This window comes from Acinetobacter sp. WCHAc060025, assembly GCF_004209355.1.
Classification (GTDB): Bacteria; Pseudomonadota; Gammaproteobacteria; order Pseudomonadales; family Moraxellaceae; genus Acinetobacter; species Acinetobacter wuhouensis.
In genome coordinates this window covers 1-26997 of record NZ_SGSX01000012.1, presented here as the reverse complement: position 1 = coordinate 26997, position 26997 = coordinate 1, and the positions used below count along the sequence as shown (strand labels likewise).

The following is a 26997-nucleotide window of genomic DNA, read 5'->3' as shown; positions in this document are numbered from 1 at the left end:
AATCGAGTTAGATTCTTTCAATATTTTTGAAAGATTATTTTAAATGTGCTTCTTCTAATACAGATTTGAGCGATGAAAATCATGAATATTAACCAAGAACAACTCACTATATTTAAAACCGTGATAGAAACAGGTTCATTTTCTGCGGCTGCACGACAACTCGGTAAAGTTCCTTCCGCAGTCAGCATGTCCATCGCCAATTTAGAAATAGATTTAAACTTAAAACTTTTTAACCGCATTGGGCGCGAACCTGTCCCTACACCACAAGCACAGCGCTTATATGAAAAAACAGAACAACTTTTAATTGAAATGAATCAATGGAAGCAACAAGCCATTGCGCTCAGTGAAGGCTTAGAGTCAAATTTGAATATTGTGGTGGTTTCAGAACTCTTACATACAGATTGGACAGAATACATCGCAATCCTTGCCGAACATTTTCCTAGCTTACAAATCAATATTTTCTCAGCGCCACAAGAAGATGCTTTAAAAATGTTAATGAATCAAACTGCGCAATTGGCACTCATGTTTGAACGTGAAATTCTCGAAAGTCGTGAACAATTTGTTGAGTTTAAAAAAGAAGTCCTTGTACCTGTCGCTGCAATTAAGCATCCTTTATCTGTTCATTCACAAGTGACATTTGAACAAATTTTACAAGCACGTCAAATTGTCGTTGCCAGCCGTGACCGAACCATTAAGCCCGAACTGCTCTATTCTAAAAATTATTGGCGGACTGATAACCACCACTCTGCTTGTTCACTCATTCAGAAAGAACTTGGCTGGGGTGTACTTCCCTTACAGATGTTCAATGAAAATCCTCAACTTAAACATAATTTGAAAATTTTAGACCTGCTCGATTTCACACCAAAATTTGAGTATTACGTCGATTTAGTCTGGAGTCGCGAGAGTAATTTAGGTTCAGCTGCTCGTTTTTTGATTAATCACATCAGAAATCAACGAATTCATACAAAATAATGTGTGTTTCAGCACATTTTACTCTTTTGCTGAAATGGCATTGTGTTATAAATAAAATCACAAATATTTTAACTAAGAAATAACCGGCAATGACACAATCTGCATTAGATCAATTAAAACGCTTAACCACTATTGTTGCTGATACAGGTGATTTAACCGCAATTCAACAATTCCGTCCTTTGGATGCAACAACAAATCCATCTTTAATTACTGCTGCAGCACAACAGCCTGAAAGCCGTACTTTAATTGAAGACGCTTATAGTCAAGCTAAACAAGAAGGTTATCAAACCGATGCGCTTGTAGAACGTACTATTGACATTCTTACTGTTAAGTTAGGCGTAGAAATATTAAATTTGATTGAAGGTCGTGTTTCAACCGAAGTCGATGCGGCACTGTCTTACAATACCGAAGAAACCATTGCTAAAGCCAAAGAGCTTTTAGCCTTATATAAAAATTATGGTATCAATCAAGATCGTATCTTAATTAAAATCGCCTCTACTTGGGAAGGGATTCAAGCTGCAAAAGCACTTGAAGCTGAAGGCATTCATTGTAATTTGACCTTGCTATTCGGTCTGCACCAAGCCAATGCGTGTGCGGATGCAAAAGTCACTTTAATTTCACCATTTGTAGGTCGTATTTTAGATTGGTATAAAAAAGCTGAGAATGTAGACAGCTATCCAATCGACAAAGATCCTGGTGTACTTTCGGTAAAACAAATTTATCATTACTACAAGCAACATGACATCAAAACTGAAGTGATGGGTGCAAGCTTCCGTAGCGTAGATCAAGTCCTCGGTTTAGCGGGTTGTGACTTATTAACAGTTGCACCAAATTTACTTGAAAAATTAGGTGAAGATCAACGTGTTGTTGAATCTCAATTGAGTGCTAATCATGCGCATGCACACCAAGAACATCCGCATCAAGAAATCTCTGAAGCTGAATTTAAACAACAATTAGAAGCCGATTTAATGGCATTCCAATTACTACAAAGTGGTATTGATGGATTTATTAAAGCACGTGAACAACTTGCGTTATTATTGCGTCAGTCATTTGGTTTAGAAGCAGATTTTGTTGATTAAGCACTAGAGCAGATTGCTCAAAATTTTGAACAATCATTAAAAAATGCACCACAATTGCTCACAAAAATGAAGCCGAGTTTGTTATTATAATAGCTCGGCTTTTGTTTCGCTTTCTTAAACAGTGAGAATCTCGTGTTTGGTATTACTGACATAGTGACATATATCTTAGGGACTATTTTTATTGTCATTTTACCAGGTCCAAACTCGCTTTATGTGATGTCTATTGCCTCACGTTTTGGCATCAAAACAGGCTATATCGGTGCTTTAGGCGTTTTTACAGGCGATCTAATTCTCATTCTTTGTACCGTTTTAGGTGCAGCATCACTGCTACATGCTTTCCCGTGGTTATTTGTGGTTCTTAAAATTGTTGGCGCAAGTTACTTATCGTATTTAGGCATACGTTTACTGATTGCGAGTTTCAAAACATGGTTTAGCAAACCACAAAACATTCAAGCCAATAGTAATACATCCTCTACAGAGCAATTCCATCCATTTCGTACGGCTCTGACCATTAGCTTGCTCAATCCCAAAGCGATCTTATTTTACCTTTCATTCTTTGTTCAATTTGTAGATCCAGACTACCCTTACCCTGCCTTAAGCTTCGCAGCACTTTCAGTAATCTTGCAAATTATTAGTATGAGCTATTTGACTATATTGATTTTTTCAGGGGTTAAACTCGCTTCATTCTTTAATGCACGTTACCGAGTGGCTGCCAGTTGTGTTGCCGCAGTTGGACTTTTATTTTGTGGCTTTGGTTTAAAACTCGCCTTATCTACGATGTAACTATATCTATTTTTTGAAAAAATAAGCTATACGACTTCACTCATGACCTTAAAAATATAATCAGCATCTTATTCTCTCTGCCTGAGAATAAGTTGAAATATTTTTATAATCATTCGCTGATTTAATATTAAATTCCGATCAAATCTATATGCACCAAATTGATTCAGGTATGATACTTGCATTTTCAACCAATCAGTAAATTACAAAGCAAAGGATTATGCAAAAGTTTCTCCAAGATTTTTCAATACCCGCAGTATTTGCAGGCTTTATCACCTTTCTTATTGGCATCAGTGTTTCCGCAGTGCTTGTGATCCAAGCAGCGCAACTGCTCGGTGCAAACCCTGAACAAATTACCTCTTGGTTTTGGGCACTTGGTTTAGGCATTGGACTATCAGGTCTGTTGCTCTCTTGGAAATTTAAATATCCAGTAGCGACCTCATGGTCGACTGCGGCACTCGCACTGATCATTGCAACAGCAAGCGGATATACATTATATGAAGCAATTGGTGCCTTTCTTATCTGTGGCTTACTCACTGCAATACTTGGCTTTTTAGGTATCTTTGAAAAAATTCTTGCCTACATTCCGCAAAGTTTAACCAGTGCCATGCTTGCAGGTGTCCTACTTAAGTTTGGTATTGCACTGTTTGCCAGTATGCAAAATGATTGGGGTTTTATTTTAAGCTTATTGGCTGTTTATATTATCACCAAGCGCCTTTGGGCACGTTATTGCATTGTCATTACTGTGATTGCTGGAATATTAATTTGTCCATTATTTATGGAATTTCATGTTCCAACATTGCATTGGGGGCTTGCACATCCTGTATGGATGAAACCTGAATTTACATGGTCTGCAATCCTTGGTTTAGCATTGCCTTTATTTGTCATTAACATGGCTTCGCAATACTTACCAGGTATCGCCATGATTAAAAGCTATGGTTATCAACCCCATGTTAATCATTTGATTGGTTGGACTGGAACAGCACAAACCTTACTTGCGCCATTCGGTTGCTATACTGTGAATATTGCTGCAATTAGTGCAGCCGTTAGTCTAGATGATCAAGTCCATCCTGATCCGAGTAAACGCTATATCGCAGGCATGAGCTGTGGTTTTTTCTATATTTTAATGGGCTTATTTGCAGCCACACTTACTAGCTTACTCATGTCTTTCCCACATTTATTCATTGTTGCCTTAGCTGGGATTGCATTGTTTGGAACAATTAGTCATAACATCGCAATTGCATTTCATGAAGTGAAAGATCGTGAAGCCGCTTTATTGACCTTCTTATTCTGCGCTTCTGGTGTACAATTTTTTGGAATCGGTTCTGCTTTCTGGGGTTTGCTGTTTGGATTTGTTGTCTCAATTATTTTAAATTTCAGAACAAAGAAGTGACCTATTAAATACGAAGATAAGTCATGAGAAATATACCGTTCAATTGCACTTATCTTCTTCTTTATTTGTATAAATAAACGAAGCGACTACTGAGAATCTATAGAAACATATTAAATACGTAGCAAAGGAATCAGAAGCACTAAATTTTAGACAAAAAAAACTTACCCTAGGATGGGTAAGCTTGAAAACTTAAAACAACATAAATAGAAACTACAGCTATAGAATCTGTCTATTATAATAATCGTTGATTAACATATAAACAAATACTAAAAAACGATAATTTAATACTTCAAAACTATTAATAATGAAATATTTATCAATAAAAACAACAAAATAGTGACAAAATCATCAAAATTAAAATACAAAAAACAAATTAATGTTGAATTACACCCAAATATCTAGACTTTAGTCTTAAGCTAAATTTCAGGATAAATACCGGTGCCCTCTGGCCACGGTGTTAACAACTCAAAACCAGTTTCAGTGACAGCAACCATATGCTCCCATTGCGCAGATAAAGATTTATCAGTAGTCACGACAGTCCAACCATCTTTTAACTCTTTAACGCTGGCTTTCCCTGCATTCACCATAGGTTCGATAGTAAATACCATACCTTTTTTCAGGACTAAACCCTGCCCCGCTTGACCATAATGCAACACATTAGGTTGCTCATGATAGACCTTACCAATCCCATGACCACAGTATTCACGTACGATTGTATAACCTTCACGCTGTGCCACTTTTTGAATCGCATGTCCAATATCACCCAATGTCGCCCCAGGTTTTACAGTATGAATCCCTGCAACCATTGCTTCATAGGTAGTTTCAACCAGCCTTTTCGCTTCAGGTTTGATTTGACCAACATAGTACATACGACTGGTATCACCAAAATAACCATCTTTGATAATCGCAACATCGATATTGATAATATCACCATCATTTATAATAATTTTATTCGACGGAATACCATGACAAACCACTTCATTTGGAGAAATACACGTGGTTTTCGTATAACCATAATAACCAACATTCGCAGGAATGACTTTAAGTGTATTTACAATAAAATCATTACAAATATCATCTAAATATTCTGTCGTCACACCTGGCTTCACATATTCACCGATCATTTCTAAAACCTGAGCCGCTAAACGCCCTGACACTCTTAATTTCTCAATGTCTTGTTCAGTTTTAATGGTGACTGTTGAAGCTTTCATAATATCTGTCCGCAAATGTGAATCGGTATTATATGCCTTTTTAAAATTTTTAGGACTTTTTCTTATTCACTTATCGAAATCTAAAGGATTTCTCTTTTACAAAACATTAAAACATGTGTGTTTTACGAAAACTATTTATCAGCATCTAAATTTTTTACTGAACTATAGAATTATCAATCATTGAAAATTTAGAGGTATATCACCTACATAAATTTAACAAATAAGCCTAATTGGTTAAAATTTATAAAATCTAGGAATGCTATCTATAAAATAAAATACAAAATACTCCCTATTTCAACTAAAATTACTTTTTTGTGTGTTTAACCTTTCTCTTTTTATGACTAATCTCCGTACAAAGGATATTATTGCTTTAGGGTTCATGACCTTTGCCTTATTTGTAGGCGCTGGCAATATTATCTTTCCACCCATTGTTGCTCAACAAGCTGGTGAAAATGTATGGCTTGCAGCAATCGGCTTCTTAATCACTGCTGTTGGTCTTCCTGTACTCACCATTATGGCACTTTCTAAAACTGAAGGTTCCATTGCAATTTTAAGTTCACCCCTCGGTAAAGTTGCAAGTTTAATCCTCACCATCGTATGTTACCTTTCAGTCGGACCGCTCTTTGCGACACCGCGTACAGCGACTGTTTCCTATGAAATTGGTTTCTCATCGTACTTTGGTAATGGCGGAACTTCACTTTTTATCTATAGTGTTATTTATTTTGCATTTGTGACGCTAGTTTCACTCTATCCAAATAAATTATTGGACAGTGTTGGTCATATTCTCGCACCTTTAAAAATCATTGCATTGGCAATTTTAGGGATCGCGGCATTTATTATTCCAACAGGTTCAATTTCACCTGCTGTGAAAAACTATGTCTCAAGCCCTGTATCTGAAGGCTTTGTCAGTGGTTATTTAACCATGGACACTTTAGGCGCATTGGTTTTCGGTATTGTCATCATTCATGCGATTCACTCTCGTGGTGTAACTGATAAAAAACTTGTGACCAAATATGCTGTGATTGCCAGCCTGATTTCAGGTGTTTTACTCAGCCTCGTCTATATCAGCCTATTTAAACTCGGATTAGGTAGCCACGATGCTGCACCGAATGCAGAGAATGGTGCTGTAATTTTACATGCTTATGTACAACATGCTTTCGGTGACTTAGGTTCTTTATTTCTTACCGTCTTGATCTCACTTGCATGTATGGTCACTGCAATCGGACTAACATGTGCATGTGCTGAATACTTCTCAGAGTTGACTAAAATCCCATATAAAATTTTAGTGGTAATCTTGGTTTTATTCTCATTAGTAATTTCAAACTTGGGATTAACAAAGCTTATTGCTTTCTCAGTACCTGTTTTAAGCGCAATTTACCCACCTGCAATCGTGGTGATTATTCTCAGTTTCTTCTGGAAGAAGTTTAACAATCCATCTGTTGTGATTGCACCAGTGACTGCGGTTGCCTTCCTATTTGGTATTATTGAAGGAATCAAAGTAACAAGTTTTAATGATAGCTTGCCTTTAATTATTCAAAATTTACCTTTAAATGAACAAAATTTGGCATGGTTCATTCCATCAATAATCGTTCTAATCATTTGTGTCGTAATTGATAAAGTTAAAAAATAACCATTTTTAACCATCGTCCTTAAAATTTGATTTTACCCAAATCTCATTTTGACTGTGATCAATAATTGTCATGTTTACCCAACAGGCTGTTATTGTTTACGACACAATTAATTTACAACGAAGCTGTCAAGCCATCTATTGGCTACACTTTTGCTCGATGATTTACCAGTTTGATATCAGCCTTTCATTTACCCACACGTCGAATGCACAACCTAAGCCTCGTCTACTATCCTATTTAACCAAATTTTCAGTTTTTCTTGAAAATATGACATGAATTGCTATTCATTTCCCCATTAAATTTTCCCAAACAGCATGATTAGTAAAAATAAATCGACTAAAAAACAAGCAAACGATCAAAATTTAAATTTTTTATTAAAAGCAATATTAAGCAAATCCAATATGGCAATAAATTTGCATATTTTTCATAAAGTTTAGTCGAAAAAACTTTTCATTGCCGTTAAGTTACTGCATTTTATTATGATAAATACATCACACTAAATTCCAATAAAAGTAATATTTCACAAAAAAATTAATAGTATTTCTATTTTTTATAAAAATAATTATCATTTGTCATAAATATGTCATAATTATTTAACAATATAGAAGTATTTAGGCTTGAAATATTCATAGGATATGGTACAACTATTACTCAAATCTGACTAAAACAATTAGGTTTTGTCGAGCAGACAGGAGGGATGGAGATGTTATCATTACATTTCAACAAGCAAGTCTTCATTAATTCGTTGAAGGCAAATACAAAGTTGGTCACATATCTGAGCACAACAATTGCGCTATTAGTGACATTATTAATTCATGGGTTGATTCAAGGCAATTTAAAGCCAGAATTCTTTGCGTATGCCCTCGTGGTATCTGCAGCCTTTTATGTCTGGGATGTTGTTGATCATAAATCTCGCAAACTTGCGAAAATAACAGAATAAAAGATGGATGCTAAGCATCCATCTTTAAAGAAAAATAAGAATCCATTTAGAACTAAAAATATAAAGCTTAATCAAAATAACCCTACATACATTCCAAGCAATAGACCAGCCGTTGCACCAATTTCACCGATCACCAATAAAATCATTGCGATTCGTAAAATAATTTTGGGTAATTGTATTTTTCCCAATTGATGCGGTTGCTTGAATTGATTACTTGTATCCTTCAACCAACCATGCAATACATAACTCGCGATTGAAAAACTAAAGAAAATTAAGTTCGTGATGATAAAAAATAAGTTCACCTTCTCAGACCAACTTGAAAAATATGCCATTACAGCAAGAATCAAAGTGGCTGGTGCATAAAGCAAACTACTACGATGTGCAATATCAACATAATAATGCGCCCGTGCCAATTCTGATTGACTAATCTGCACATACTTCCAAACACCAGTCAGCATACCAACAAATAAAAATATCCCACTGAATAGCAATGCTAATTTAACTGCGAGTGTTAAGCTCATTAAATCCATTTCATTGATCCTTTTCTAAATAGAAACCTATCTCTTTGCCTCTTTGACTTATAAGTCACTTTTTAATCAAGTTTCTTTTTGGAACTCGTGTAAAGTAAACTTGTAAACATAACGATAGAATCATGATGAGTACTTTTGAGAATGTAACGATTACTTGCACCGATGGCTATAGCTTAAGTGGTCGTTTTTATCAGTCAAAACAATCAACTGAACAACTGCCTATTTTAATTTGCCCCGCTACAGGGATTACCCAAGGTTTTTACCATAACTTTAGTGAATGGTTATCCGAACAAAGTTTCAACGTAATGGTGTTTGATTTCCGTGGAATTGGTCAGTCACTGCATGGCCCTCTTCGAGAATCGAATGCCAGTATCCAAGACTGGGGGCAATTAGATATTCCTGCTGCAATTGATTTGCTTTTAAATAAGACACAACAAGAAAAAGTCACACTTCTTGGTCATAGTGCTGGTGGACAGTTACTTGGTATTGTTCCAAACTATGACAAAGTTGCACAAGTGATTTCCATTTCAGGCTCTACAGGGCATGTTAAAGGGCTAAAAGGTCGTACTAAACGTATGGCACCAGTGATGTTTAACCTCATCTTCCCTGTATCCAGTTTAATCAAAGGCTATGGCGCGACGAATTTTCTAGGCATGGGTGAAAACTTACCTAAAAATGTTGCAAAACAATGGGCACAATTCTGTAGCAAACCTGGCTATGTAATCAATGCCATTGGTAAAACCCTTTTTGATGATTATCACAGTGAAATTCAATGTCCAATTACTGTGTATTGGTCATCTGATGATGAGATTGCGACTGAAGCCAATGTCAAAGATTTGCTTCGCCTTTACCCAAATGCACAAACCAATATGATTGAGCTAAGACCTCAAGAACATGGTCATAAAGCCATCGGTCATATGCTGATGTTTAAAAAGTCTCATCAAAATTTATGGTCTAAAATCACACAAACAATTCAATAATTTTTAAAGTTTACTTTTAGCATTTAAATAAGTAATCCTATTTAAATGCTCTTTTTATTCAAAAAAAATGCCTCTATTCATAGAGGCATTTTTAATGATACTGTTAAAGTTCAAATTAGTTCGAAGATTAACTCAAATATTCTGGTCGAGTAATTTTCACCGTTTTAATGCGGTTTCCATCCATTTCAAGCACTTCAAACCAAATTCCGACTTGCTCAATTTGTGTACCCACTTTAACTTCACCTTGAGTTTTATCCAAAATCAATCCTGCTACACTGAAGTATTCTGAATCATCTTGAATTAAATCTAACATGCCAAGTTCAAGTTCCAACTGATACAAATCCAGCATACCCGAAGCTTTCCATGTCAGCTCATCCAATTTCACCAAGTCTAATTGTTCATCAGCATCTGGGAACTCCCCCGCAATTGCTTCAAACACATCATGTGGCGAAATCAAACCCTGAATATTACCAAACTCATTGCTTACTAGAACTAAAGAACCCTTTGAATTCCGCAAGGTCTGAATCGCATCAATTACTTTCATCTTTTCAAAAATGAAAATTGGACGATTACGCTTCAGTAAAGTCTGTAAAAGCTCTGGCTCATCTAATGCATCAATCAACTCTTTTGCACGAATGATAGTTACAACCTTGTCTAACTGACCACGACAAACAGGAAACAAACTATGAGGTACTGCCAAAATTTGTTGACGAATACTTTCAGGATCATCATCCAAATTGACCCATGAAATCTGACTTCTAGGTGTCATGATCGAAGCAACTGAACGCTCAGCAAGCGTTAAAACACCACCAATCATATAGCGTTCTTCATCAGCAAAAGCTTCTTGTGCTGCAATCGACTGAGAATCGGCGGTTTCTATTTTTCCACCCATCAATCTTAAAATAGAATCCGCTGTACGATGACGTAATGGAATTTTCGACTCATGTTTTGCTGCATTACGCTGACCAAACTGATTGAATGCCTCAATTGCAATCGCAACACCAATACCAGAATAGATATAGCCTTTAGGAATATGAAACTGAAAACCCTCTGCAATTAAGCTGATACCGATTAACAATAAGAAGCTTAAACACAAAATCACCACAGTTGGATGTCGGTTTACAAATGCGGTTAACGGCTTTGATGCAATTAGCATGACCACCATCGCCACAATCATTGCAACCATCATCACATAGATGTTGTCTACCATACCAATCGCAGTAATGACCGAATCTAAAGAGAAAACTGCATCGAGAATGACGATTTGCACTACAACAGCGGTAAAACCTGCATACACCACATTACTGGTGACTTTGACTTCAGGCTTACCTTCCATCTTTTCATGTAGTTCAGTTACAGCCTTATAGACCAAGAACAGACCACCGAATAAGAGAATGAGATCTCGCCCTGAAAAAGTCCAGTCAAATATACTGATTAGCGGTTTTGTAAGTGTGACTAACCAAGAAATAGCGAACAATAAGCCTAAACGCATTACCAAAGCTAAAGATAAGCCGATAACACGTGCTTTATCACGTTGTTCTGGAGGAAGTTTATCTGCAAGAATAGCAATGAAAACTAGGTTATCGATACCCAGTACAATTTCTAAAACAATTAAGGTTAAAAGACCAACCCAAATTCCAGGGTCTAATAAAAATTCCATTATTAGATCTCCTGCTTATTATTATAAAAATATAAACGAGAAAAATGAAAACTAAACCTACACGGCGACGGGTCCATGAATAATGATACCTTTTCAACTAAATTAATTTAATTATGCACAATATTGTCCTTTTGTAATTATTTTTTCTAAAAAAATTACATTTTTTTCATATTTTTGCTTTAAAGTATAGAAACGAATATTTGAATCAATTTAATTTACACTGAAAGCTTAACCATTCAACTTACACAAATTCAATGAACTTTAATAAAATTTCTACATTTAATTAATTTAGGAAAAATACACCAATAGTTTAAATAAACTTACTACATCTTGTGAAATCAAAAACATAAACAACATTTGGCAACTTTTTTTTGAATATAACATTTATCACTTTTTAACAAAAAATAGTGTGTCTTTAAAGAATTAGCTTTCAACAGCGTGGATCTATAATATACACATTAAAAGCTTGTTTACTCGATCTTTTTAATCATATAACATATAGACAATACAGGACTAACAAACAAGAACTTATTTACCCCATAGTTCTTGAGCATACAACCGTTCGAACAACTTTTGGATGTTTAAAGCGACCTATTGCCTTTCATATCAAGTGGCAAATTTTACGCTTTGTTTAGCCATACTTATCGAAACTTTTGGCTTTGTATAATTTTTAATAATTGAACTCAGCTAATTTCATGGAAAATTATACCCCATCGATTTTCCTTGGTTATTTTCATTAAGTGATACATCACATATTGATTCATGTAATAAAAATAAAATATTATTAGAATTAATATTTGGCCATAATTACAAAAATTCAGGGACTCCCGAATGACTAAGAAATATTCAAAATTTTTACCGAACGCTGAAAATTTTAATATCGAAGAATTTCCTTATTATTGGATTACACAAGTTCATGCACAATATGTTCTAAACCTTGATCATGTACTGAAAAAATATGGTGTAGATAATTCTCGTCGTCGCCTATTGGTATCTTTAGAAGCTAAACCCAATGCGAGTGTATCCGAACTTTCTGATATGATTGTTTCAAAAATGTCGACGACAACTAAAATTGTTTATCGCTTAAAAGAAGAAGGTTTTGTTGACACCTATTCTTGTGAAAATGACGCACGTATCACACGTGTACATTTAACAGAAAAAGGTGTCCAAATGACTCAAAAAATTAATGACTTAATGGGTGTTATACTTGAACAATCGTTTGAAGGGCTAACACCACTTCAAATCGAGAAAATGATGGAAAGTTTAAAAATCATTTTCAAAAACTTATCTCATTAATTGTAGTTTCACATTGATAGAAATTTTGATTTCAATCAAACATATCCATCTGTGGAGAGTTTTTATCGTGACGTTGTTTCGGGCAATATAGACATTCAAACTCATCCACAGGAAAACCTTCAATAAAGCTTGAAATATCAACTTGCTTTAAGCTTAACCACTCATCTAAACGATGATGCGGTATGACAACGACTGAGCGCTTATCAGTTCGCGGTTCATGAAATTCTTTCATCATCTCATGTTGATGAGCATCCATAGAAATCATCGTTGCCGAACGAACAATCTCGCCATCTTTTAAACGCGTAACTTCATATAGAGCTGCAATATAGAAAGCCTGACCATCTTTACGTCGCACCGCCCAACGTTGTGGTTTGCCATTGATATATTTAGACTCATAAAACTCAGATACTGGGATCACACCAAATTGGCACTTAGTAAAGGCTTCTGCAAAACTTCGCTTTTCTAAAAGCGTCTCATTTCTAGCATTATAGGTATGTTTTGCAATTTCCATATCTTCAGACCATTTCGGTACTAAACCAAAATTGACTGAACGCCATTCAAGTCCTTTTTGAGACTTAAATAGCAAAGGAGTTTGAAAACTCGGAAAAATTTCATCGTCATATTCAAAGACAATATTTGGCAAGCCTAGTTGTAGCGCCTGTTGATGTGTAATTGCTTTGAAATTGGCACACATGATTTAATACCATCGTTATAAAATTTTGTGTTTAAAAAAAAGCAAGTCGAAACTTGCTTTGATTTTGAATCTATTTGTAAAACTAGATTAACCAAAAATTTTCTTTACTTTAGCACTCAAACCATGGAAAAACTTATGTTTTGCATTGGCTTTTTCACTGGTTAAAAAGTTAATTTGAATCGACTGGCGCTGCCCTTCATATGGAATATAACCATGCCAACCATTATCTGTCACTTTGAATGCAACTAGTGAACCTGGTCCCGCATTGATTTCAGCAACATAATTATTGATGTCTTGGTTATCATTCAAAATACGTAAACGACCTGTTTCAGCATCCCATGATTCATTTAAATAAATCAAAATAGTGAGTAATTTACTTTTTGAGTCACTGTGAATACGACCATCTTTTTGACGTGAAAAACCACGCAAAGTGATCATCATCGGATGTTCCATGACGTTTACACCAAATTTATCGGTTAAGATTTGACGAAATTCAGGCGTATCTACAGATTTCAATAAACGATCGAAATTAGGCTTAATTTCAACATCTTCCAAGTTGTAACTTCCCCCTTGGGTCAGCTTAGGAAAATCTGCGACGACGGCTTGCACTTCACTTTCTACGATTGAATTTTCTACAATAAAATATGGATATGGTGTATTACTAACTACCGCATTCTTTAATGCATCTAACTTAAGTACTGATGTCATTTTGATTCAACTAAATTATTAACCTTTTTGATTTTAACAAAGAATTCTCACCTATTGAGTATTAGCTCCGTTACTCGTTTACACTATTCCAACGTTGACTGAGCTTTATTGCAGTTTCAATCATCGCCAGTGACCAATCCTGATGATTAAAGTATTTGAACGTCATTACTTGTAAATCTTGTGGAGTTTTTACTTGCATCAATGCATTCGCCAATAAATACTGTTCCTCAAATAAAGTTTCTCTATTGTTAGACAACTCAACTTGCGTGGGTAATGAATGGTTTTCCACATGCAATAGCTTATTAGGCAGCTCAAGTGCTTCAACAGAAAATTGATCACGAATACGCATTAACTGATCATAGTCAGAGATAAATTGTTGTTGCGTTTGAGTAGTTTTCAAACTTTCTGGCAATTGCTCAAAAATAATATATTGGCAATGTTTAAAACGTGGTAGCCAATCTTGTAATACCTTAAATAATGCTTTGGGAATCGCACCATCGTGCGTATCACGACGAACCTGTTTATCAGCTACGTCACTATAACTAAAACTTCCCCCAGAAATATGAATCTCTCGAATATATTCAATAGGATAAAGTGCGATTAAAGCATCGATCTCAAGATTAAAATTGAATGCTTGACAATAAAGATTATGCAAATCCAAAACGATAAATGTATTAAATTTTTGGCACAATCCTGCAACAAACTTTGCTTGCTCAATAACTTGCTGATAACTCAAAGACAAAGCCAAAATTTCAAAGCCTAAAGGTATTTTTGAAGCAGATTGAAGAGCCATCACTTGGTGTCCAAAGTCGTGAACATCGACCAAGTGATAATCTAAAGGTAATGGAAATCCTGAGTTCTGTTTAAGTTGTGATTTATAACCAATATGTTCTGAAACGTGTACATATTTAAGCTGTTGTTGTTCCTGTTCCCACAATGCTAACCACTCATTGTGCAATTCATTCATCTGAGCAGTAAATGCCGAATAATGCACACCATGTGCAAGCAAACGCCCTGCTTCGCTATAATCTTTGAGCAATAAATTAAACCACTCAGGTCTATTCTCATAATGGCAATGATCGAATGACCACTCCAAAACCTCAACTTTCTCTTGTTCAAATAATGATAAACATGTGTTCAAAAAACTCAATTGGGGAAAAATAGACAAACCGAGTAACGGTTTCATTACTTATTTACCCCATACCACACGCAGGACAATCTTTTGGATCAAAAGAATGCTCTACTGGTGACTTTTGCTCATTCGCTTCCAAAATTTTTGTCTGTGTTTGTTGCTTTGGAGGTGGTGCATATTTACTTTGACTGCTCTGCTGCGGTTCAGTTGAACTGCATGCGATCGCTGACAAGCTCAATATCGACATTGTCGAAATTTTGATTAAGCTTAAGTTTTTAACTTTCATATTTAAATTCTTATTTTCTTAAATTAACCATAATTATAGATGAAATTTTGCCATTACACTGTTTAATCATAAAATCCCAACAAAAAACCAGCTATCGAAATAACTGGTTTTTTAAATATTATTCAGTTGAATAAATCATTCTAAAGAATGAAATTAGTCACCTGTATAACCTTTTAATTTTAAACGATAAGCGTGTAGCAATGGCTCAGTATAACCTGATGGCTGTTCACCACCTTTAAATACTAAGTCATACGCTGCTTGGTAAGCATAGCCATCAAAACCAGGAGCCATAGCTGTATATTCTGGATCATTCGCATTTTGCTCATCCACAATTTTCGCCATGCGTTGCATCACTTCTTCAACTTGCTCTTTAGTTACAATACCGTGACGTAACCAGTTCGCAACGTGTTGTGAAGAAATACGTAAAGTTGCACGGTCTTCCATCAAACCAACATTATTGATGTCTGGAACTTTAGAACAACCTACGCCTAAGTCAACCCAACGAACTACATAACCCAAGATACCTTGTAAGTTATTTTCAAGTTCTTTGGTTTTCTCTTCCGCAGTCCAATTCGTATCTGTTGCCAAAGGAGGAGTTAATAAGTCATCTAATGGCAATGCATCAGTTTTTAACAACTTAAGCTGGCGTGCAGACACGTTGCATTGGTGGTAATGGATCGCGTGAATCACAGCACCTGACGGAGATGGAACCCATGCACAGCTTGCGCCTGCTTCTGGATGTTCAATCTTGGTTTTGTACATGTCTAACAGCATGTCTGGTTTAGGCCACATACCTTTACCAATTTGTGCTTTACCACGTAAACCAGACTGTAAACCAACCATCACGTTACGGTTTTCGTACGCAGGGAACCAAATTTGAGCTTTCACTTCGCCTTTACGAACGAATGGACCAGCTTCCATGAATGTATGAATTTCATCACCTGTACGGTCCATGAAACCTGTATTAATGAAGATCGTACGATCTTTCGCTTGTGCGATACAGTTTTTCAAGTTCACAGAAGTACGACGCTCTTCATCCATGATCCCGATTTTTAAAGTTTTTGCAGGTAAGCCTAATGCTTTTTCTGAACGTTCAAACAATTCAACTGCAAATGCAACTTCTTCAGGACCATGCATTTTTGGCTTCACGATGTACATAGAACCTTTACGTGAGTTCTTGTTCTCGTTTTCGCCTTTAATGTCTGCAAATGTAAGCAACGGAGTGATCAACGCATCCATGATACCTTCGTAGATTTCAGCACCATCTACAAGGATCGCAGGGTTTGTCATCAAGTGACCTACGTTACGAAGCAACATCAATGAACGACCGTGAAGTTTAGTTTCACCACCGATCAGGTTTTTGTGTGTACGGTCTTTATTCAGTGTACGAGTAATGGTTTTACCATTTTTCTCGATAGACTCTTCAAGCGTACCTTTCATTAAGCCCAACCAGTTACGGTAGCCTTCAACTTTCTCTTCCGCATCAACAGCAGCGATCGAGTCTTCCAAATCTTGAATCGTAGTTACAGCAGCTTCAAGAACAAGGTCTTTTACGCCAGCCGCATCAGCTTTGCCGATTGGGCTTGTAGCATCAACTTCGATGATTACGTGTAAACCGTTATTTAAAAGTACGATTTCTACTGGAGCAGCTTCGTCGCCATTAAAGCCAACAAACTGAGCTTCTTTAGCAAGTGTCGTTGTTGAACCATCTTTTAGGCTAACAACTAATTTTTTGCCTTCAACAGCATATTTAGTTGCATCAGCATGCGAACCATTTGCCAATGGGAAAGTTTCATTTAAGAAATTCTTAGCAAATGCGATTACTTTGTCGCCACGAACTGGGTTATAGCCCTTACCTTTTTCCGCGCCACCATCTTCAGGGATCACGTCAAAACCGTAAAGTGCGTCGTATAAAGAACCCCAACGAGCGTTAGCAGCGTTTAAGCAGTAACGTGCATTACGCACAGGTACTACCAACTGCGCACCAGCCAATAATGCGATCTCTTCATCTACATTTTCTGTGCTGATTTGGAAATCTTCTACTTCTGGTAATAAGTAGCCAATTTCGGTAAGGAAAGCTTTATAAGCTTCGAGTTCAAATTTGTTGTTGCGGTGCCATTCATCAATTTTAGCCTGAAGGTCGTCACGCTTTGCAAGAAGCGCTTTGTTCTTAGGGCTAAGATCAACAACGACTTGCTCAAAGTTTTTCCAGTAAGTTTCACTGTCTAAACCAGAACCTGGTAGTGCTTCATTTTCGATGAAATCGTAAAGTTCTTTAGCAATCGCTAACTTGCCTTTTTGAATACGTGCAGTCATTGTCTTTCCTGATATTGCTACTTTTTATAACAAGAGTTTCTAGTATACCGATTTAAACCATGCTGAATAGTATTATCACATTCCTAAATAGTGATCATTTTTATTAAAATAAATATACACATTATCTTAAAAAATAGTGATCAAAAATGCGACAATATCATCAACTTGGACAGCTTTTTACAGTGTATAAAAATTTCAAAATGCCGAAATTAGACTAAAGTGCCGAATTCGTATTTTTATCCTATCTATTTTTAATACACCTTATTTCCTTGAACAAAGATTAAGCCATGAATATGAGCAAATGTCGATAAAACAACGTAACTATTCTGTTTAAATATTTGTTTTTCTAACGTCCATAAATTTGAGTGTAGCTGTACCCCATTTAGATCACAAATGAATCTCGTCATACAAGGCTTTACAGCATATCTATTGCTTGAAAATCACCATTGAGAAATTGATACAATAAAACTATTCTTTCAATATTACAGCCTTTCTTGCTCTTTTATTTTCATACATTTTCAAGTCTGCAAATTCAATTAACTGATTCAATTCTATGGCATTTTCTGGGAATAGTGCCAAACCAACACTCGCGCCCATATTCAGCTTAATATTTTCAAAAACAAAAGGTAATCCACATGCCTCAACAATTCTATTCATCGCATTTTTCGCGAGCTCTTGATCTGCAACAGAAGTTAAAATCACAGCAAACTCATCACCTCCTAAACGAGCCACTAAATCTTCTTTACGTGTCGAACCATCAATTCGTTTGGCAATTTCTTTTAAAGCTTCATCCCCTAGACGGTGTCCATAATGATCATTAATCGGCTTTAAACCATCCATATCAATCATCAAAATACCCAGATTTTTTCCAGAACGTTTGGCTTTTTCTACGCCTTGTCTTAAACAATCAAGGAATAATGCTCGATTTGCCAATCCTGTTAAATGATCTTGAGTTGCTAATTTATACAGTTCTTGCGCACCAAATTTAGTTGCATGATACATTGCGGCAGCGATCAGTTCAGACATCAAGCCCAACAAATGAATATCGCTGTCTTTAAATGCATTGACTTGTTCAGAATAAATTTTCAAAACACCAATCGGCTCATCCAAATGAATCAGTGGCACGACTGCCATAGAACGCAACCCAACTCGGCGACAAGCCTCACGGTCAACACGCTCATCATTTTCACTGTCTTTGCAATACAAGGTTTTATTTTGAGCAATACATAAGCCCGAAAGACTGCTATGCATTTTTAAACGTAAGCCTAAAAACTCATTCGCACCATTCGAAACAGCGCGATAGACCATGTCACCATCTTCAGCCAATTCAACAATTGCCCCTTTAGCTTGGGTAATCAATTGCACTTGTTCAGCGACCAAAGTCATGACTGCGTTAATGTCTAAGCCCAATTTTGCAATCACGGTTTGCGTTTGAATGACAGACAACAATTGCTTAGAAGTCGGTTGTTTCGTTTTAGGCATAGGTCATCCTAGACGAGTTTTTGAGAAATGTTTCAAAAATTTTAATATACAATCAAATCGTTGTATGGAAGTAAACACTATACAAAAGCCCTTACCCACACAATTTCCATCAATTTATAACGTTATATTTGTATATTAAAATGCTTTACATTTAAAGTATATGACGCTGCATATAGAAGCCTAAAACTCAATTTAAATGTGTAGATTTAGCCCCTTTTTGTTTATATCGAACATATTGAGTCCAAAATAGACAAAATACGATCAACTAATCATCTTCAATATGTGAATGGATAAAAATTCATGGGCTAATGTTCTTCTACCCATGAATATAAAATCAATTCGTTAATGAATTAATAGTATCGATTGCGCTGTTGTGAAAACTTCGCCAACTGCTTTAAAAAGCCTTCGAAGTAACTTTTTTCTTTTTCATCAGTACGATAACCTGCATATAAAGTACGGCGTAAACCATTTTCCGCCACACAATCTAAACGTCGTGAAGTCACCCAACCCTTTTGTTCGTACTCATTTACCACCCAATCTGGAAGTGCAGCTATACCACGTCCACTTGCTACAAGCTGAATAAGCATCTGAGTTAAATCCGTTGTACGAATTTGTTTAGGCAAAATATTCGCAGGAATAAAGAGCTTTGCCATAATATCCAAACGATGCTTATCGACAGGATAAGTAATCAAAGTTTCTTCCGCCAATGCTTGTACAGTAATCTTTTCAACACGTACCAATGGATGAGTATTGGACAAAACTAAACGTGATTCGTATTCAAAGATTGGGAAATATTCAATCCCTTTTAAGGCGATTGGATCCGCAGTAATGAGCAAATCGAATTCAGCATTTTGTAAAAGCTCATGCGGATTTGCCTCAAAACCTGAAGCAAAATCAAGATCAACATCTGGGTATTGTTGACGATATTGATTCAACAAAGGCATCAGCCAATCGAAACAACTGTGACACTCTGAAGAGAAAATAATTCTTCCAGTTTGCCCATGCACAATACGAGTAATGTCGGTTTGTGCAATTTGAATTTGTGGCAAAACATCATCTGCAAGTTTCAGCAACCGTTGACCTACATTGGAAAATGTCACAGGGCGACTACGACGATTCACCACTTCTACACCATACCAATGATCTAACTCTTTGAGTTGATGAGAAATTGCAGATGGTGTTAGACATAGATCATTTGCAGCAGCAACCAATGAACCATGCTCACGCAATGCAGTTAATGTTTTTAAATGACGAATCTCAAGCATGAGCGAAGACCAGCAAAGCAACGCTTTGCCTGAGCGCAAGACGAGAAGCTATGCTTCGAGTGGCGAGGCTTAAGCAAAACATAAATTAAAAAAATTACATAAAGGATTTAAACAACAATCCTTTCATTAAAAGCAACGCTTTACCCGAGCGCAAGACGAGAAGCTATGCTTCGAGTGGCGAGGCTTAAGCAAAACATAAATTAAAAAATTACATAAAGGATTTAAACAACAATCCTTTCATCAAAAGCAACGCTTTACCCGAGCGCAAGGCGAGAAGCTATGCTTCGAGGGCGAGGCTCAAACAAAATATAAAATGAATAAAATTCATTATATCAAAACATGAGTGAATTTCATTATAGTTGAATATTAATATGCTAAATTAAAAAATAAATGAATTTAATTCACCATAACGCTCACAACTTGTTAACATCTGATATCTAGACAGCATAAAGCCTCTATCGAATAGAGGCTTTACTGAAAAAGCTAAAATGATGAACTAGGCATAAAAAATTGATGGTCTAGTGAAATCCAGTCTTCACACATCAAAAAAACTTAATAATCGTTTGAATTACCACTGCATTGATGATGTCAATGAAGAATGCACCACATAAAGGAATGATTAAAAAGGCTTTATGTGATGGACCATAAGTATTGGTCACAGCCTGAATATTCGCAATTGCTGTTGGCGTTGCGCCCATTCCGAAACCGCAATGTCCAGCTGCCAAAACTGCTGCATCATAATTACTTCCCATCACTTTAAAAGTCACGATACTGGTATACAGTGCCAAGGTCACCATTTGAAGCAATAGAATAATCACCAATGGTCCTGCCAAATCAGCTAATAACCAAAGCTGTAGAGATAACAACGCCATTGCCAAATAGAGGGACAATGCAGCATTTCCAAAAACATCGATTGCTCGATCAAAGATTTTCACTTTTACAACGTGTTCTAAGAAGTTTCTAAGTAATACACCACATGCCAATGCCCAAACAAATGTTGGTAATTCAAACCACTGCCCTTTACTGACTGTTGTCATCCAATTGGCAACAAAGATACACAGTGAAAACATCCCTAACGTTGTAATGGCATTACTTGAGGTGATCAAACGTGTTTTATGTGGATATTCAAATGCTGCACTTCCTTCTGCCGCAGGCGTATCATCATGATCTGCATCACCAATCTCAGTCGCAAGTTTGTGTCTTTTAATTAGAAATTTAGCAACTGGACCACCAATCACACCACCAATAATCAAACCAAAGGTTGCACTCGCCATGCCCAAGACGACAGCACCATGAATACCATGCTCATTTTCAAGAATAGTACCCCAAGCACCTGCTGTTCCATGCCCACCTGTCAAAGTAATAGAACCAACAATGAGACCGATTAAAGGATCTAGTCCCAGCACTTTTGCCAAACTCATGCCTACAGCATTTTGTACCAAGACAAAACCTGCCACACAAAATAGGAAAATCACCAAAGACTTTCCACCTTCTTTGAGTTTAACAAAGCTTGCACTCAAACCAATTGAAGTGAAGAACATTAACATCAGTGCTTTTTGAATATCAGCATTAAAAGTCGCACTAATATTCAAAAATTTATAAGCTAAATAGGAGCAAAGTGCAGCGATCAAACCGCCTACAACAGGCTCAGGAATATTATAATTGCGTAAAAAGGGAATATTTTGAACTAAAAAGCGCCCGATAAATAAAACAAAAACAGCAATTACAATTGTACCGAATGCATCTATTTCAAATGTCATGATTTATCCATTTATTCGAATTTATGCATATATTTAATTCAAATTTGAATAATTTTTCAGCTAGATAAGTGTAATTTTATCAGATTTATTCAGTACCACTTGAATACAACAACTCCATAAAATAAGTAAAATCAACTTATAAAACCTGATTTAAAACTGTATCCATTTAGCCTATTTGTATCTGAAATTTATGTTTTTATAATGAATTAATTGCTTATACATCACTTCATCATAGATTCAAAATTCCCATTCTCCCAATTGCGGATCATACTTTGCAAACTCACCTGTATCAGTAAAATCAGAGGCTGTCATTGAGATTTCAAAACTGTCTTCTTGATTAAAACTTGCGGAAAAATAAATCGCATATCGTGTTAGATATGCCACCGCAGAACTTTCATCATCAGACTTTTTAAAATGCAATGCATCATCATCGATGCGTATAACCTCGTAATCATAGTTCAGTAAACTTGCTTTTAAAACGTCAAATTGATCCTGTGAAAATGCTGTAAAATTTTCCACATGCTCAAAAAATTCTTCATCATTCGAGTTTTCATAGTTGTGCATCGTCAGGATATGAAATAACTGTATATCGTAACTCATCTTATTTTCCTTTTAGCCTTATCATAATGATTTAATTACGATCATTCTGGCAATTTATGCCCGCAGTGCGGACAAAAACAATACTTATTCTTTTCCCTTTCCAAAGCATCTTCTTTACGCTCTCGAATCAACTGTAAAACAATATCTTGAGTCTGTTCAGTGGATAAACCGACCTCTTTACGAATGTTTTCTATTTTTTCTTCATCATCAATAATGTCAATTTCACAACTCTCTAATAAATCTCTAAATTTTAATTCAAGCTGTTGTTTTCTAAGTTCAAGCTCATTGGCTAAACCGTTAGCCAAAATACCTGCGGGTAATGCAGCCAGACCGACACCTAATATCGTAATTAAAGCACCTAAAAAACGTCCTAAAGGTGTAATTGGCGTGACATCTCCATAACCGACAGTCGTCAATGTCACCACTGCCCACCACATCGAGGCAGGGATTGAACTAAATACCTCAGGTTGTACTCGGCTTTCTACCACATATATTCCTGCAGCAGCCATAACAATCATGATCAGTAAAATAAAAATGACCGCTTGAAATGAACCTTTTTCGCGTTCAATGACCCGCAGAAGAATTTGTAATGAGACAAAGTAGCGGGTTAATTTTAATAGACGTAGTAATCTTAAGATTCGTAGGAACCGTAAATCGATATGAACAAAGAAATTGATATATGCTGGTAAAATTGCCAATAAATCAATGATTGCCGCGCCACTGATCACATATTTCCAGCGTTGTCTCCATTCAGTTTCAAAAGGATCTTTTTCAACGACACTCCAAAAGCGCAAGATATATTCCAAAGTAAAAACCACAATTGAAATATTTTCAAAGGCATCAAAATAAATTTTATATACCTTATAAACGTCATTGATCGACTCTAAAAGTACTGCAATCACATTGCCAATAATGAGAAAAATTAATAAGAAATTGATCGCACGGCTAAATTGAGTTTCGTAATCATCATTATGTAAATTGTTATAAACAAACTTTCTAAGGCTGTACCAAGCGCTAATTCTCATGTCTTGTACTTATATTGGAGTGTAGTTCATGTTAATACGCAAGAATCCAACTTGACAATTTTTAGTGAAATTATTTTAAGCATATTCTCATTAAATGAGCGCAAGTTGCTTAATAACCCATCAATTATAAATTAAATTTTATTTATGTATAAATTTTTATTATAGTAAGCCCCTTACATTTTCTCTATTGCTGAACTACTCAGCGACTATCACATAAATGGATCATTTATGTCTGCACAAAATTCGAGCCAACTCAAACATGGTTTGAGTAACCGCCATATACAATTGATTGCATTGGGTGGCTCTATCGGAACTGGGCTATTTTTAGGTATTTCACAAACCATCAAACTTGCTGGACCATCAGTTATTTTAGGCTATGCCATTGCAGGTTTAATTGCATTTTTTATGATGCGTCAACTCGGTGAAATGGTGGTTGAAGAACCTGTCAGTGGCTCTTTTAGTTATTTTGCCTATAAATACTGGAATCCGTTTGCAGGCTTTATGTCAGGTTGGAACTATTGGGTACTCAATGTTTTGGTCTGTATGGCTGAGCTCAGTGCAATCGGTTTATATGTACAGTACTGGTGGCCAGAAATTCCGACTTGGGTGTCCGCACTTGGCTTTTTTATTTTGATCAATGTGATTAATTTACTCCACGTCAAAGTTTTTGGTGAAATGGAGTTCTTATTTTCGATCATCAAAATTGCTGCAATCATTGGCATGATTGGCTTTGGCGCATGGTTATTGGCAAGTGGTCATGCAGGTGAAACTGCATCGCTTTCAAATCTATGGGCTTTGGGTGGATTTTTCCCAAATGGCTTGACGGGTTTGATCATGGCAATGGCGATCATCATGCTCTCTTTTGGAGGAATTGAATTGGTCGGCATCGCTGCAGCAGAAACCAAAGATCCAACTCAAACTATTCCCAAAGCAGTGAACCAGATTGTTTATCGTGTTTTGTTGTTCTATGTACTCACCATTGTGGTCTTATTATCATTATATCCTTGGAACCAAATTGCGGAAGGTGGTAGCCCTTTTGTATTGATTTTTGATTCCCTCGGTAGTCAGGGCGTTGCCACTGTTTTAAATTTTGTGGTGTTGACTGCGGCGATTTCGGTTTATAACGGCACCAGTTATGGTACTAGTCGTATGTTGCTTGGGCTTGCGGAACAAGGCAATGCTCCCAAATTCTTACGCAAGATTAATCAACGTGGTATTCCTTATGCAGCGATTTTGACTTCTGCTTTGGTGACTTTGATTTGTGTGGTTTTGAATTACGTATTTCCTGAAAAAGCGTTTAAATTATTGATGAGTTTGGTTGTATCTGCGATCGTAATCAACTGGATGATGTTGGCACTGACGCATTTAAAATTTAAACAACGGATGCAAGACGTAAAGAAAGTGACGTTATTTCCTGCTATCGCTTATCCAATGACTAATTATATTTGTGTTATTTTTATGTTGTGCATTTTAATGGTGATGTGGATGACACCTGATATGCGAATCGCAGTGATTTTAATCCCTTTTTGGTTGCTGTGTTTAACTTTTGCTTATTGGTTAAAATCAAAACAGGTGAATCAAAATACTTAATTTCATGTTTAAGTTTGCTGTAAATCTTCAGTAAAAAGTTTGATGAATAAAGTTTGAGTTCTAAAATAGGTATACAGTGTGTATCGTTAAAGGCACCCTTCCCTTAAAGATACACACTGCAAAATCAAAGCCAGTCTCCCAAATGTCTTTGATTTAATATGTTTATTTTAGCGTGTCTCTGACTAGAATGTTTCCCGTATTTCACCTAATTCTTGATTCTTTTCGGAATGATTTTTCTTTTTTAGGATTATTCACGAAAATATTTTCTGTGGTATAGCTCATGAATGATAGTCAGTACACTTTAGATCGCATTGATCGAAAAATTTTATCGGCACTTCGTCAGGATGGTCGTTTAACAGTCGCTCAACTTGCAGAGATTATTGGGCTGTCGTCTTCTCCATGTTGGACACGTGTGAAGCGCCTTGAGTCGATGAATGTCATCGAAGGCTATACAGCAAATATTAATGCCAAAGCAATTGGGATCAATGAATTATTCTTTATTGAAATTACACTTGAACGGCATGATGACGAAATTTTAGAACAATTTAGTGATGCACTGAGTCAGATGCCTGAAGTAGTCGAGGCGCATTTGGTGACGGGTGATTATGATTATTTAGTCAAAGTCGCTGTAAAAAATGCAGAACATTATGAGCGTTTTTTGCGTAAAAATTTATATTCAATGAAAGGCATACGTCATACTCGTTCGATTTTTGCTTTGCGCCCTTTAAAGCTTGAGAATAAATCCGATTTGATGATGATTGAATGATTTAAATTATTCCCAAGGATTTATAAGATTAAGCCCCATATCCTTAAAATCTTTAGTATTTCTTGTGACTAGACTCATTCCATTTGTTATGGCAGTTGCTGCGATTAAAGCATCTCGCTCTGAACGTGGGTCTGGTACATGCAAATTTGCACACACACGTGCTACACTCACGTCAATATTTAAAATGCGCGAGTCAAATGCAGGAATCACTTTATATTCTAACCATTTACGCAAAACTTCACCTTGAGTATGATCCTTTCTTTGTATTTTGAGAATTCCTAATTCTATCTCCATTATACTTATTGCTGAGATATAAAATAAGCTTGGGAGTATCTCTCTTTGCCAAGCCACAAAATGAGGATCTGCTTTACCTTTGGATATTTTTCTAAACTCAGAAATAACATTGGTATCAAGGAGTAGCATCAATCCAACTCCACAGCTTTAGCTTGTACATTAAGTTTTTTAAACTCTATCTCTATATTATCATCAGAGCTTAACAAATCAGCCATACTAGATTGTTTCATAATGAGTTTTTCATAGTCACGATAACTCAGTAACACGTGTGATGGTTTACCACGTTCTGTGATAATCACAGGGTTTTCAAGACTCGACTTTTTTGCCTTACCTATATCATGATTAAACTCTCGACTACTTATTTGCATTTGGAGTCTCCATTTTTTCATAAATTAGTTTAATGTAGCAATGTTACTACATGGCTTTTTTTTAATCTATATGCTTTTTGTTTTAACTTTAGAATGATAAATTTTACGTTTTGTGTTCTAATAGATCCAGTATGAGATGAGCCTTATATGAGTATCACGCGAGTGATACGACTAGCCCCTGAAATATGGGGCTTTTTAATGGCTAAAATTTGCTTTTACAATTCAATATTTCGCTTTAACAA

25 protein-coding genes are annotated in these 26997 nt (G+C 36.1%); 10 read left to right on the top strand and 15 right to left on the bottom strand.

The window, feature by feature from the left end; translation table 11 throughout:
• Nucleotides 1–81: 81 nt before the first annotated feature.
• The 4 genes from EXE09_RS11345 to EXE09_RS11330 all read left to right on the top strand — a co-directional run bounded on the left by EXE09_RS11345 (nucleotide 82) and on the right by EXE09_RS11330 (nucleotide 4224).
• A complete protein-coding gene (locus tag EXE09_RS11345; RefSeq protein WP_130117347.1) occupies nucleotides 82–972 on the top strand; it encodes a LysR family transcriptional regulator in 891 nt (296 codons plus the stop codon).
• An 89-nt stretch (nucleotides 973–1061) separates the two neighbouring features.
• On the top strand, nucleotides 1062–2051 hold the full coding sequence (gene tal / locus EXE09_RS11340) for a transaldolase (RefSeq protein WP_068974570.1): 990 nt from the start codon (nucleotides 1062–1064) through the stop codon (nucleotides 2049–2051).
• 132 nt (nucleotides 2052–2183) lie between these two features.
• Nucleotides 2184–2834, top strand: coding sequence for a leucine efflux protein LeuE (gene leuE, locus EXE09_RS11335; protein ID WP_130117346.1), 651 nt, complete (start codon nucleotides 2184–2186; stop codon nucleotides 2832–2834).
• 217 nt (nucleotides 2835–3051) lie between these two features.
• Nucleotides 3052–4224 carry a benzoate/H(+) symporter BenE family transporter gene (locus EXE09_RS11330; RefSeq protein ID WP_130117345.1) on the top strand — a complete coding sequence of 391 codons (1173 nt, stop codon included), beginning with the start codon at nucleotides 3052–3054 and terminating at the stop codon, nucleotides 4222–4224.
• Nucleotides 4225–4640: 416 nt separating this feature from the next.
• Here EXE09_RS11330 and map read toward each other — a convergent pair whose 3' ends face one another.
• Nucleotides 4641–5435 carry a type I methionyl aminopeptidase gene (gene map, locus EXE09_RS11325; RefSeq protein ID WP_068974567.1) on the bottom strand — a complete coding sequence of 265 codons (795 nt, stop codon included), beginning with the start codon at nucleotides 5433–5435 and terminating at the stop codon, nucleotides 4641–4643.
• A gap of 337 nt (nucleotides 5436–5772) precedes the next feature.
• Here map and brnQ point away from each other — a divergent pair, with 337 nt between their 5' ends.
• Together brnQ and EXE09_RS11315 are read left to right on the top strand one after the other, a co-directional pair.
• Nucleotides 5773–7065: a branched-chain amino acid transport system II carrier protein gene (gene brnQ, locus EXE09_RS11320; RefSeq protein WP_130117344.1), complete on the top strand. Its 1293-nt coding sequence runs from the start codon at nucleotides 5773–5775 to the stop codon at nucleotides 7063–7065.
• Nucleotides 7066–7766: 701 nt separating this feature from the next.
• On the top strand, nucleotides 7767–8003 hold the full coding sequence (locus EXE09_RS11315; RefSeq protein ID WP_068974565.1) for a hypothetical protein: 237 nt from the start codon (nucleotides 7767–7769) through the stop codon (nucleotides 8001–8003).
• A gap of 71 nt (nucleotides 8004–8074) precedes the next feature.
• Here EXE09_RS11315 and EXE09_RS11310 read toward each other — a convergent pair whose 3' ends face one another.
• Nucleotides 8075–8533, bottom strand: coding sequence for a hypothetical protein (locus tag EXE09_RS11310; protein ID WP_130117343.1), 459 nt, complete (start codon nucleotides 8531–8533; stop codon nucleotides 8075–8077).
• A gap of 125 nt (nucleotides 8534–8658) precedes the next feature.
• Here EXE09_RS11310 and EXE09_RS11305 point away from each other — a divergent pair, with 125 nt between their 5' ends.
• On the top strand, nucleotides 8659–9513 hold the full coding sequence (locus EXE09_RS11305; RefSeq protein ID WP_130117418.1) for an alpha/beta fold hydrolase: 855 nt from the start codon (nucleotides 8659–8661) through the stop codon (nucleotides 9511–9513).
• 127 nt (nucleotides 9514–9640) lie between these two features.
• Here the strand turns inward: EXE09_RS11305 and EXE09_RS11300 are convergent, their stop codons facing one another.
• The gene (locus EXE09_RS11300; protein ID WP_130117342.1) at nucleotides 9641–11173 is read right to left on the bottom strand and encodes a TerC family protein; all 1533 of its coding nucleotides are present in this window, start codon (nucleotides 11171–11173) and stop codon (nucleotides 9641–9643) included.
• Nucleotides 11174–12004: 831 nt separating this feature from the next.
• Between EXE09_RS11300 and EXE09_RS11295 the strand changes: the two genes are divergently transcribed.
• Complete coding sequence (locus tag EXE09_RS11295; protein ID WP_068974561.1) at nucleotides 12005–12469, top strand: MarR family winged helix-turn-helix transcriptional regulator; 465 nt, start codon at nucleotides 12005–12007, stop codon at nucleotides 12467–12469.
• 31 nt (nucleotides 12470–12500) lie between these two features.
• Here the strand turns inward: EXE09_RS11295 and EXE09_RS11290 are convergent, their stop codons facing one another.
• The 10 genes from EXE09_RS11290 to EXE09_RS11245 all read right to left on the bottom strand — a co-directional run bounded on the left by EXE09_RS11290 (nucleotide 12501) and on the right by EXE09_RS11245 (nucleotide 23737).
• Nucleotides 12501–13163, bottom strand: a complete 663-nt coding sequence (locus tag EXE09_RS11290; RefSeq protein WP_130117341.1) for an SOS response-associated peptidase — start codon at nucleotides 13161–13163, stop codon at nucleotides 12501–12503.
• A gap of 87 nt (nucleotides 13164–13250) precedes the next feature.
• Nucleotides 13251–13871 (bottom strand): 2OG-Fe(II) oxygenase, encoded by a 621-nt coding sequence (locus EXE09_RS11285; protein WP_087551744.1) that lies wholly within the window; start codon nucleotides 13869–13871, stop codon nucleotides 13251–13253.
• Nucleotides 13872–13941: 70 nt separating this feature from the next.
• Entirely contained in the window at nucleotides 13942–15057 is a 1116-nt protein-coding gene (locus EXE09_RS11280) for a DUF692 family multinuclear iron-containing protein (protein WP_130117340.1), read from the bottom strand.
• A gap of 7 nt (nucleotides 15058–15064) precedes the next feature.
• On the bottom strand, nucleotides 15065–15289 hold the full coding sequence (locus EXE09_RS11275; RefSeq protein ID WP_130117339.1) for a hypothetical protein: 225 nt from the start codon (nucleotides 15287–15289) through the stop codon (nucleotides 15065–15067).
• 153 nt (nucleotides 15290–15442) lie between these two features.
• The gene (locus EXE09_RS11270) at nucleotides 15443–17605 is read right to left on the bottom strand and encodes a malate synthase G (protein ID WP_130117338.1); all 2163 of its coding nucleotides are present in this window, start codon (nucleotides 17603–17605) and stop codon (nucleotides 15443–15445) included.
• Between the two features lie 468 nt (nucleotides 17606–18073).
• Nucleotides 18074–19087, bottom strand: coding sequence for a sensor domain-containing diguanylate cyclase (locus EXE09_RS11265; protein ID WP_130117337.1), 1014 nt, complete (start codon nucleotides 19085–19087; stop codon nucleotides 18074–18076).
• A 350-nt stretch (nucleotides 19088–19437) separates the two neighbouring features.
• Nucleotides 19438–20352, bottom strand: coding sequence for a LysR family transcriptional regulator (locus tag EXE09_RS11260; RefSeq protein WP_130117336.1), 915 nt, complete (start codon nucleotides 20350–20352; stop codon nucleotides 19438–19440).
• Between the two features lie 542 nt (nucleotides 20353–20894).
• Nucleotides 20895–22112 (bottom strand): sodium/glutamate symporter, encoded by a 1218-nt coding sequence (gltS, locus tag EXE09_RS11255; protein WP_130117335.1) that lies wholly within the window; start codon nucleotides 22110–22112, stop codon nucleotides 20895–20897.
• Between the two features lie 237 nt (nucleotides 22113–22349).
• A complete protein-coding gene (locus EXE09_RS11250) occupies nucleotides 22350–22712 on the bottom strand; it encodes a hypothetical protein (RefSeq protein ID WP_130117334.1) in 363 nt (120 codons plus the stop codon).
• 41 nt (nucleotides 22713–22753) lie between these two features.
• The gene (locus tag EXE09_RS11245; protein ID WP_087551739.1) at nucleotides 22754–23737 is read right to left on the bottom strand and encodes an ion transporter; all 984 of its coding nucleotides are present in this window, start codon (nucleotides 23735–23737) and stop codon (nucleotides 22754–22756) included.
• 228 nt (nucleotides 23738–23965) lie between these two features.
• On the opposite strand from EXE09_RS11245, the gene EXE09_RS11240 reads away from it, so the two are divergent.
• The gene (locus EXE09_RS11240; RefSeq protein WP_130117333.1) at nucleotides 23966–25327 is read left to right on the top strand and encodes an amino acid permease; all 1362 of its coding nucleotides are present in this window, start codon (nucleotides 23966–23968) and stop codon (nucleotides 25325–25327) included.
• A 280-nt stretch (nucleotides 25328–25607) separates the two neighbouring features.
• Nucleotides 25608–26093, top strand: a complete 486-nt coding sequence (locus tag EXE09_RS11235; RefSeq protein WP_130117332.1) for an Lrp/AsnC family transcriptional regulator — start codon at nucleotides 25608–25610, stop codon at nucleotides 26091–26093.
• Between the two features lie 6 nt (nucleotides 26094–26099).
• Here the strand turns inward: EXE09_RS11235 and EXE09_RS11230 are convergent, their stop codons facing one another.
• Both EXE09_RS11230 and EXE09_RS11225 read right to left on the bottom strand, forming a co-directional pair.
• The gene (locus EXE09_RS11230; protein ID WP_068974549.1) at nucleotides 26100–26516 is read right to left on the bottom strand and encodes a type II toxin-antitoxin system VapC family toxin; all 417 of its coding nucleotides are present in this window, start codon (nucleotides 26514–26516) and stop codon (nucleotides 26100–26102) included.
• Nucleotides 26516–26755, bottom strand: a complete 240-nt coding sequence (locus EXE09_RS11225; RefSeq protein ID WP_068974548.1) for a type II toxin-antitoxin system Phd/YefM family antitoxin — start codon at nucleotides 26753–26755, stop codon at nucleotides 26516–26518. Before EXE09_RS11225 ends, EXE09_RS11230 begins: the two co-directional genes overlap by 1 nt.
• Nucleotides 26756–26997: the final 242 nt, after the last annotated feature.

Coding starts and splice junctions, on each gene's coding strand:
- EXE09_RS11345 (WP_130117347.1), top strand. CDS start 82: ATGAATATTAACCAAGAACAACTCACTATATTTAAAACCGTGATAGAA.
- tal (WP_068974570.1), top strand. CDS start 1,062: ATGACACAATCTGCATTAGATCAATTAAAACGCTTAACCACTATTGTT.
- EXE09_RS11330 (WP_130117345.1), top strand. CDS start 3,052: ATGCAAAAGTTTCTCCAAGATTTTTCAATACCCGCAGTATTTGCAGGC.
- map (WP_068974567.1), bottom strand. CDS start 5,435: ATGAAAGCTTCAACAGTCACCATTAAAACTGAACAAGACATTGAGAAA.
- brnQ (WP_130117344.1), top strand. CDS start 5,773: ATGACTAATCTCCGTACAAAGGATATTATTGCTTTAGGGTTCATGACC.
- EXE09_RS11315 (WP_068974565.1), top strand. CDS start 7,767: ATGTTATCATTACATTTCAACAAGCAAGTCTTCATTAATTCGTTGAAG.
- EXE09_RS11310 (WP_130117343.1), bottom strand. CDS start 8,533: ATGGATTTAATGAGCTTAACACTCGCAGTTAAATTAGCATTGCTATTC.
- EXE09_RS11305 (WP_130117418.1), top strand. CDS start 8,659: ATGAGTACTTTTGAGAATGTAACGATTACTTGCACCGATGGCTATAGC.
- EXE09_RS11300 (WP_130117342.1), bottom strand. CDS start 11,173: ATGGAATTTTTATTAGACCCTGGAATTTGGGTTGGTCTTTTAACCTTA.
- EXE09_RS11295 (WP_068974561.1), top strand. CDS start 12,005: ATGACTAAGAAATATTCAAAATTTTTACCGAACGCTGAAAATTTTAAT.
- EXE09_RS11290 (WP_130117341.1), bottom strand. CDS start 13,163: ATGTGTGCCAATTTCAAAGCAATTACACATCAACAGGCGCTACAACTA.
- EXE09_RS11285 (WP_087551744.1), bottom strand. CDS start 13,871: ATGACATCAGTACTTAAGTTAGATGCATTAAAGAATGCGGTAGTTAGT.
- EXE09_RS11280 (WP_130117340.1), bottom strand. CDS start 15,057: ATGAAACCGTTACTCGGTTTGTCTATTTTTCCCCAATTGAGTTTTTTG.
- EXE09_RS11275 (WP_130117339.1), bottom strand. CDS start 15,289: ATGAAAGTTAAAAACTTAAGCTTAATCAAAATTTCGACAATGTCGATA.
- EXE09_RS11270 (WP_130117338.1), bottom strand. CDS start 17,605: ATGACTGCACGTATTCAAAAAGGCAAGTTAGCGATTGCTAAAGAACTT.
- EXE09_RS11265 (WP_130117337.1), bottom strand. CDS start 19,087: ATGCCTAAAACGAAACAACCGACTTCTAAGCAATTGTTGTCTGTCATT.
- EXE09_RS11260 (WP_130117336.1), bottom strand. CDS start 20,352: ATGCTTGAGATTCGTCATTTAAAAACATTAACTGCATTGCGTGAGCAT.
- gltS (WP_130117335.1), bottom strand. CDS start 22,112: ATGACATTTGAAATAGATGCATTCGGTACAATTGTAATTGCTGTTTTT.
- EXE09_RS11250 (WP_130117334.1), bottom strand. CDS start 22,712: ATGAGTTACGATATACAGTTATTTCATATCCTGACGATGCACAACTAT.
- EXE09_RS11245 (WP_087551739.1), bottom strand. CDS start 23,737: ATGAGAATTAGCGCTTGGTACAGCCTTAGAAAGTTTGTTTATAACAAT.
- EXE09_RS11240 (WP_130117333.1), top strand. CDS start 23,966: ATGTCTGCACAAAATTCGAGCCAACTCAAACATGGTTTGAGTAACCGC.
- EXE09_RS11235 (WP_130117332.1), top strand. CDS start 25,608: ATGAATGATAGTCAGTACACTTTAGATCGCATTGATCGAAAAATTTTA.
- EXE09_RS11230 (WP_068974549.1), bottom strand. CDS start 26,516: ATGCTACTCCTTGATACCAATGTTATTTCTGAGTTTAGAAAAATATCC.
- EXE09_RS11225 (WP_068974548.1), bottom strand. CDS start 26,755: ATGCAAATAAGTAGTCGAGAGTTTAATCATGATATAGGTAAGGCAAAA.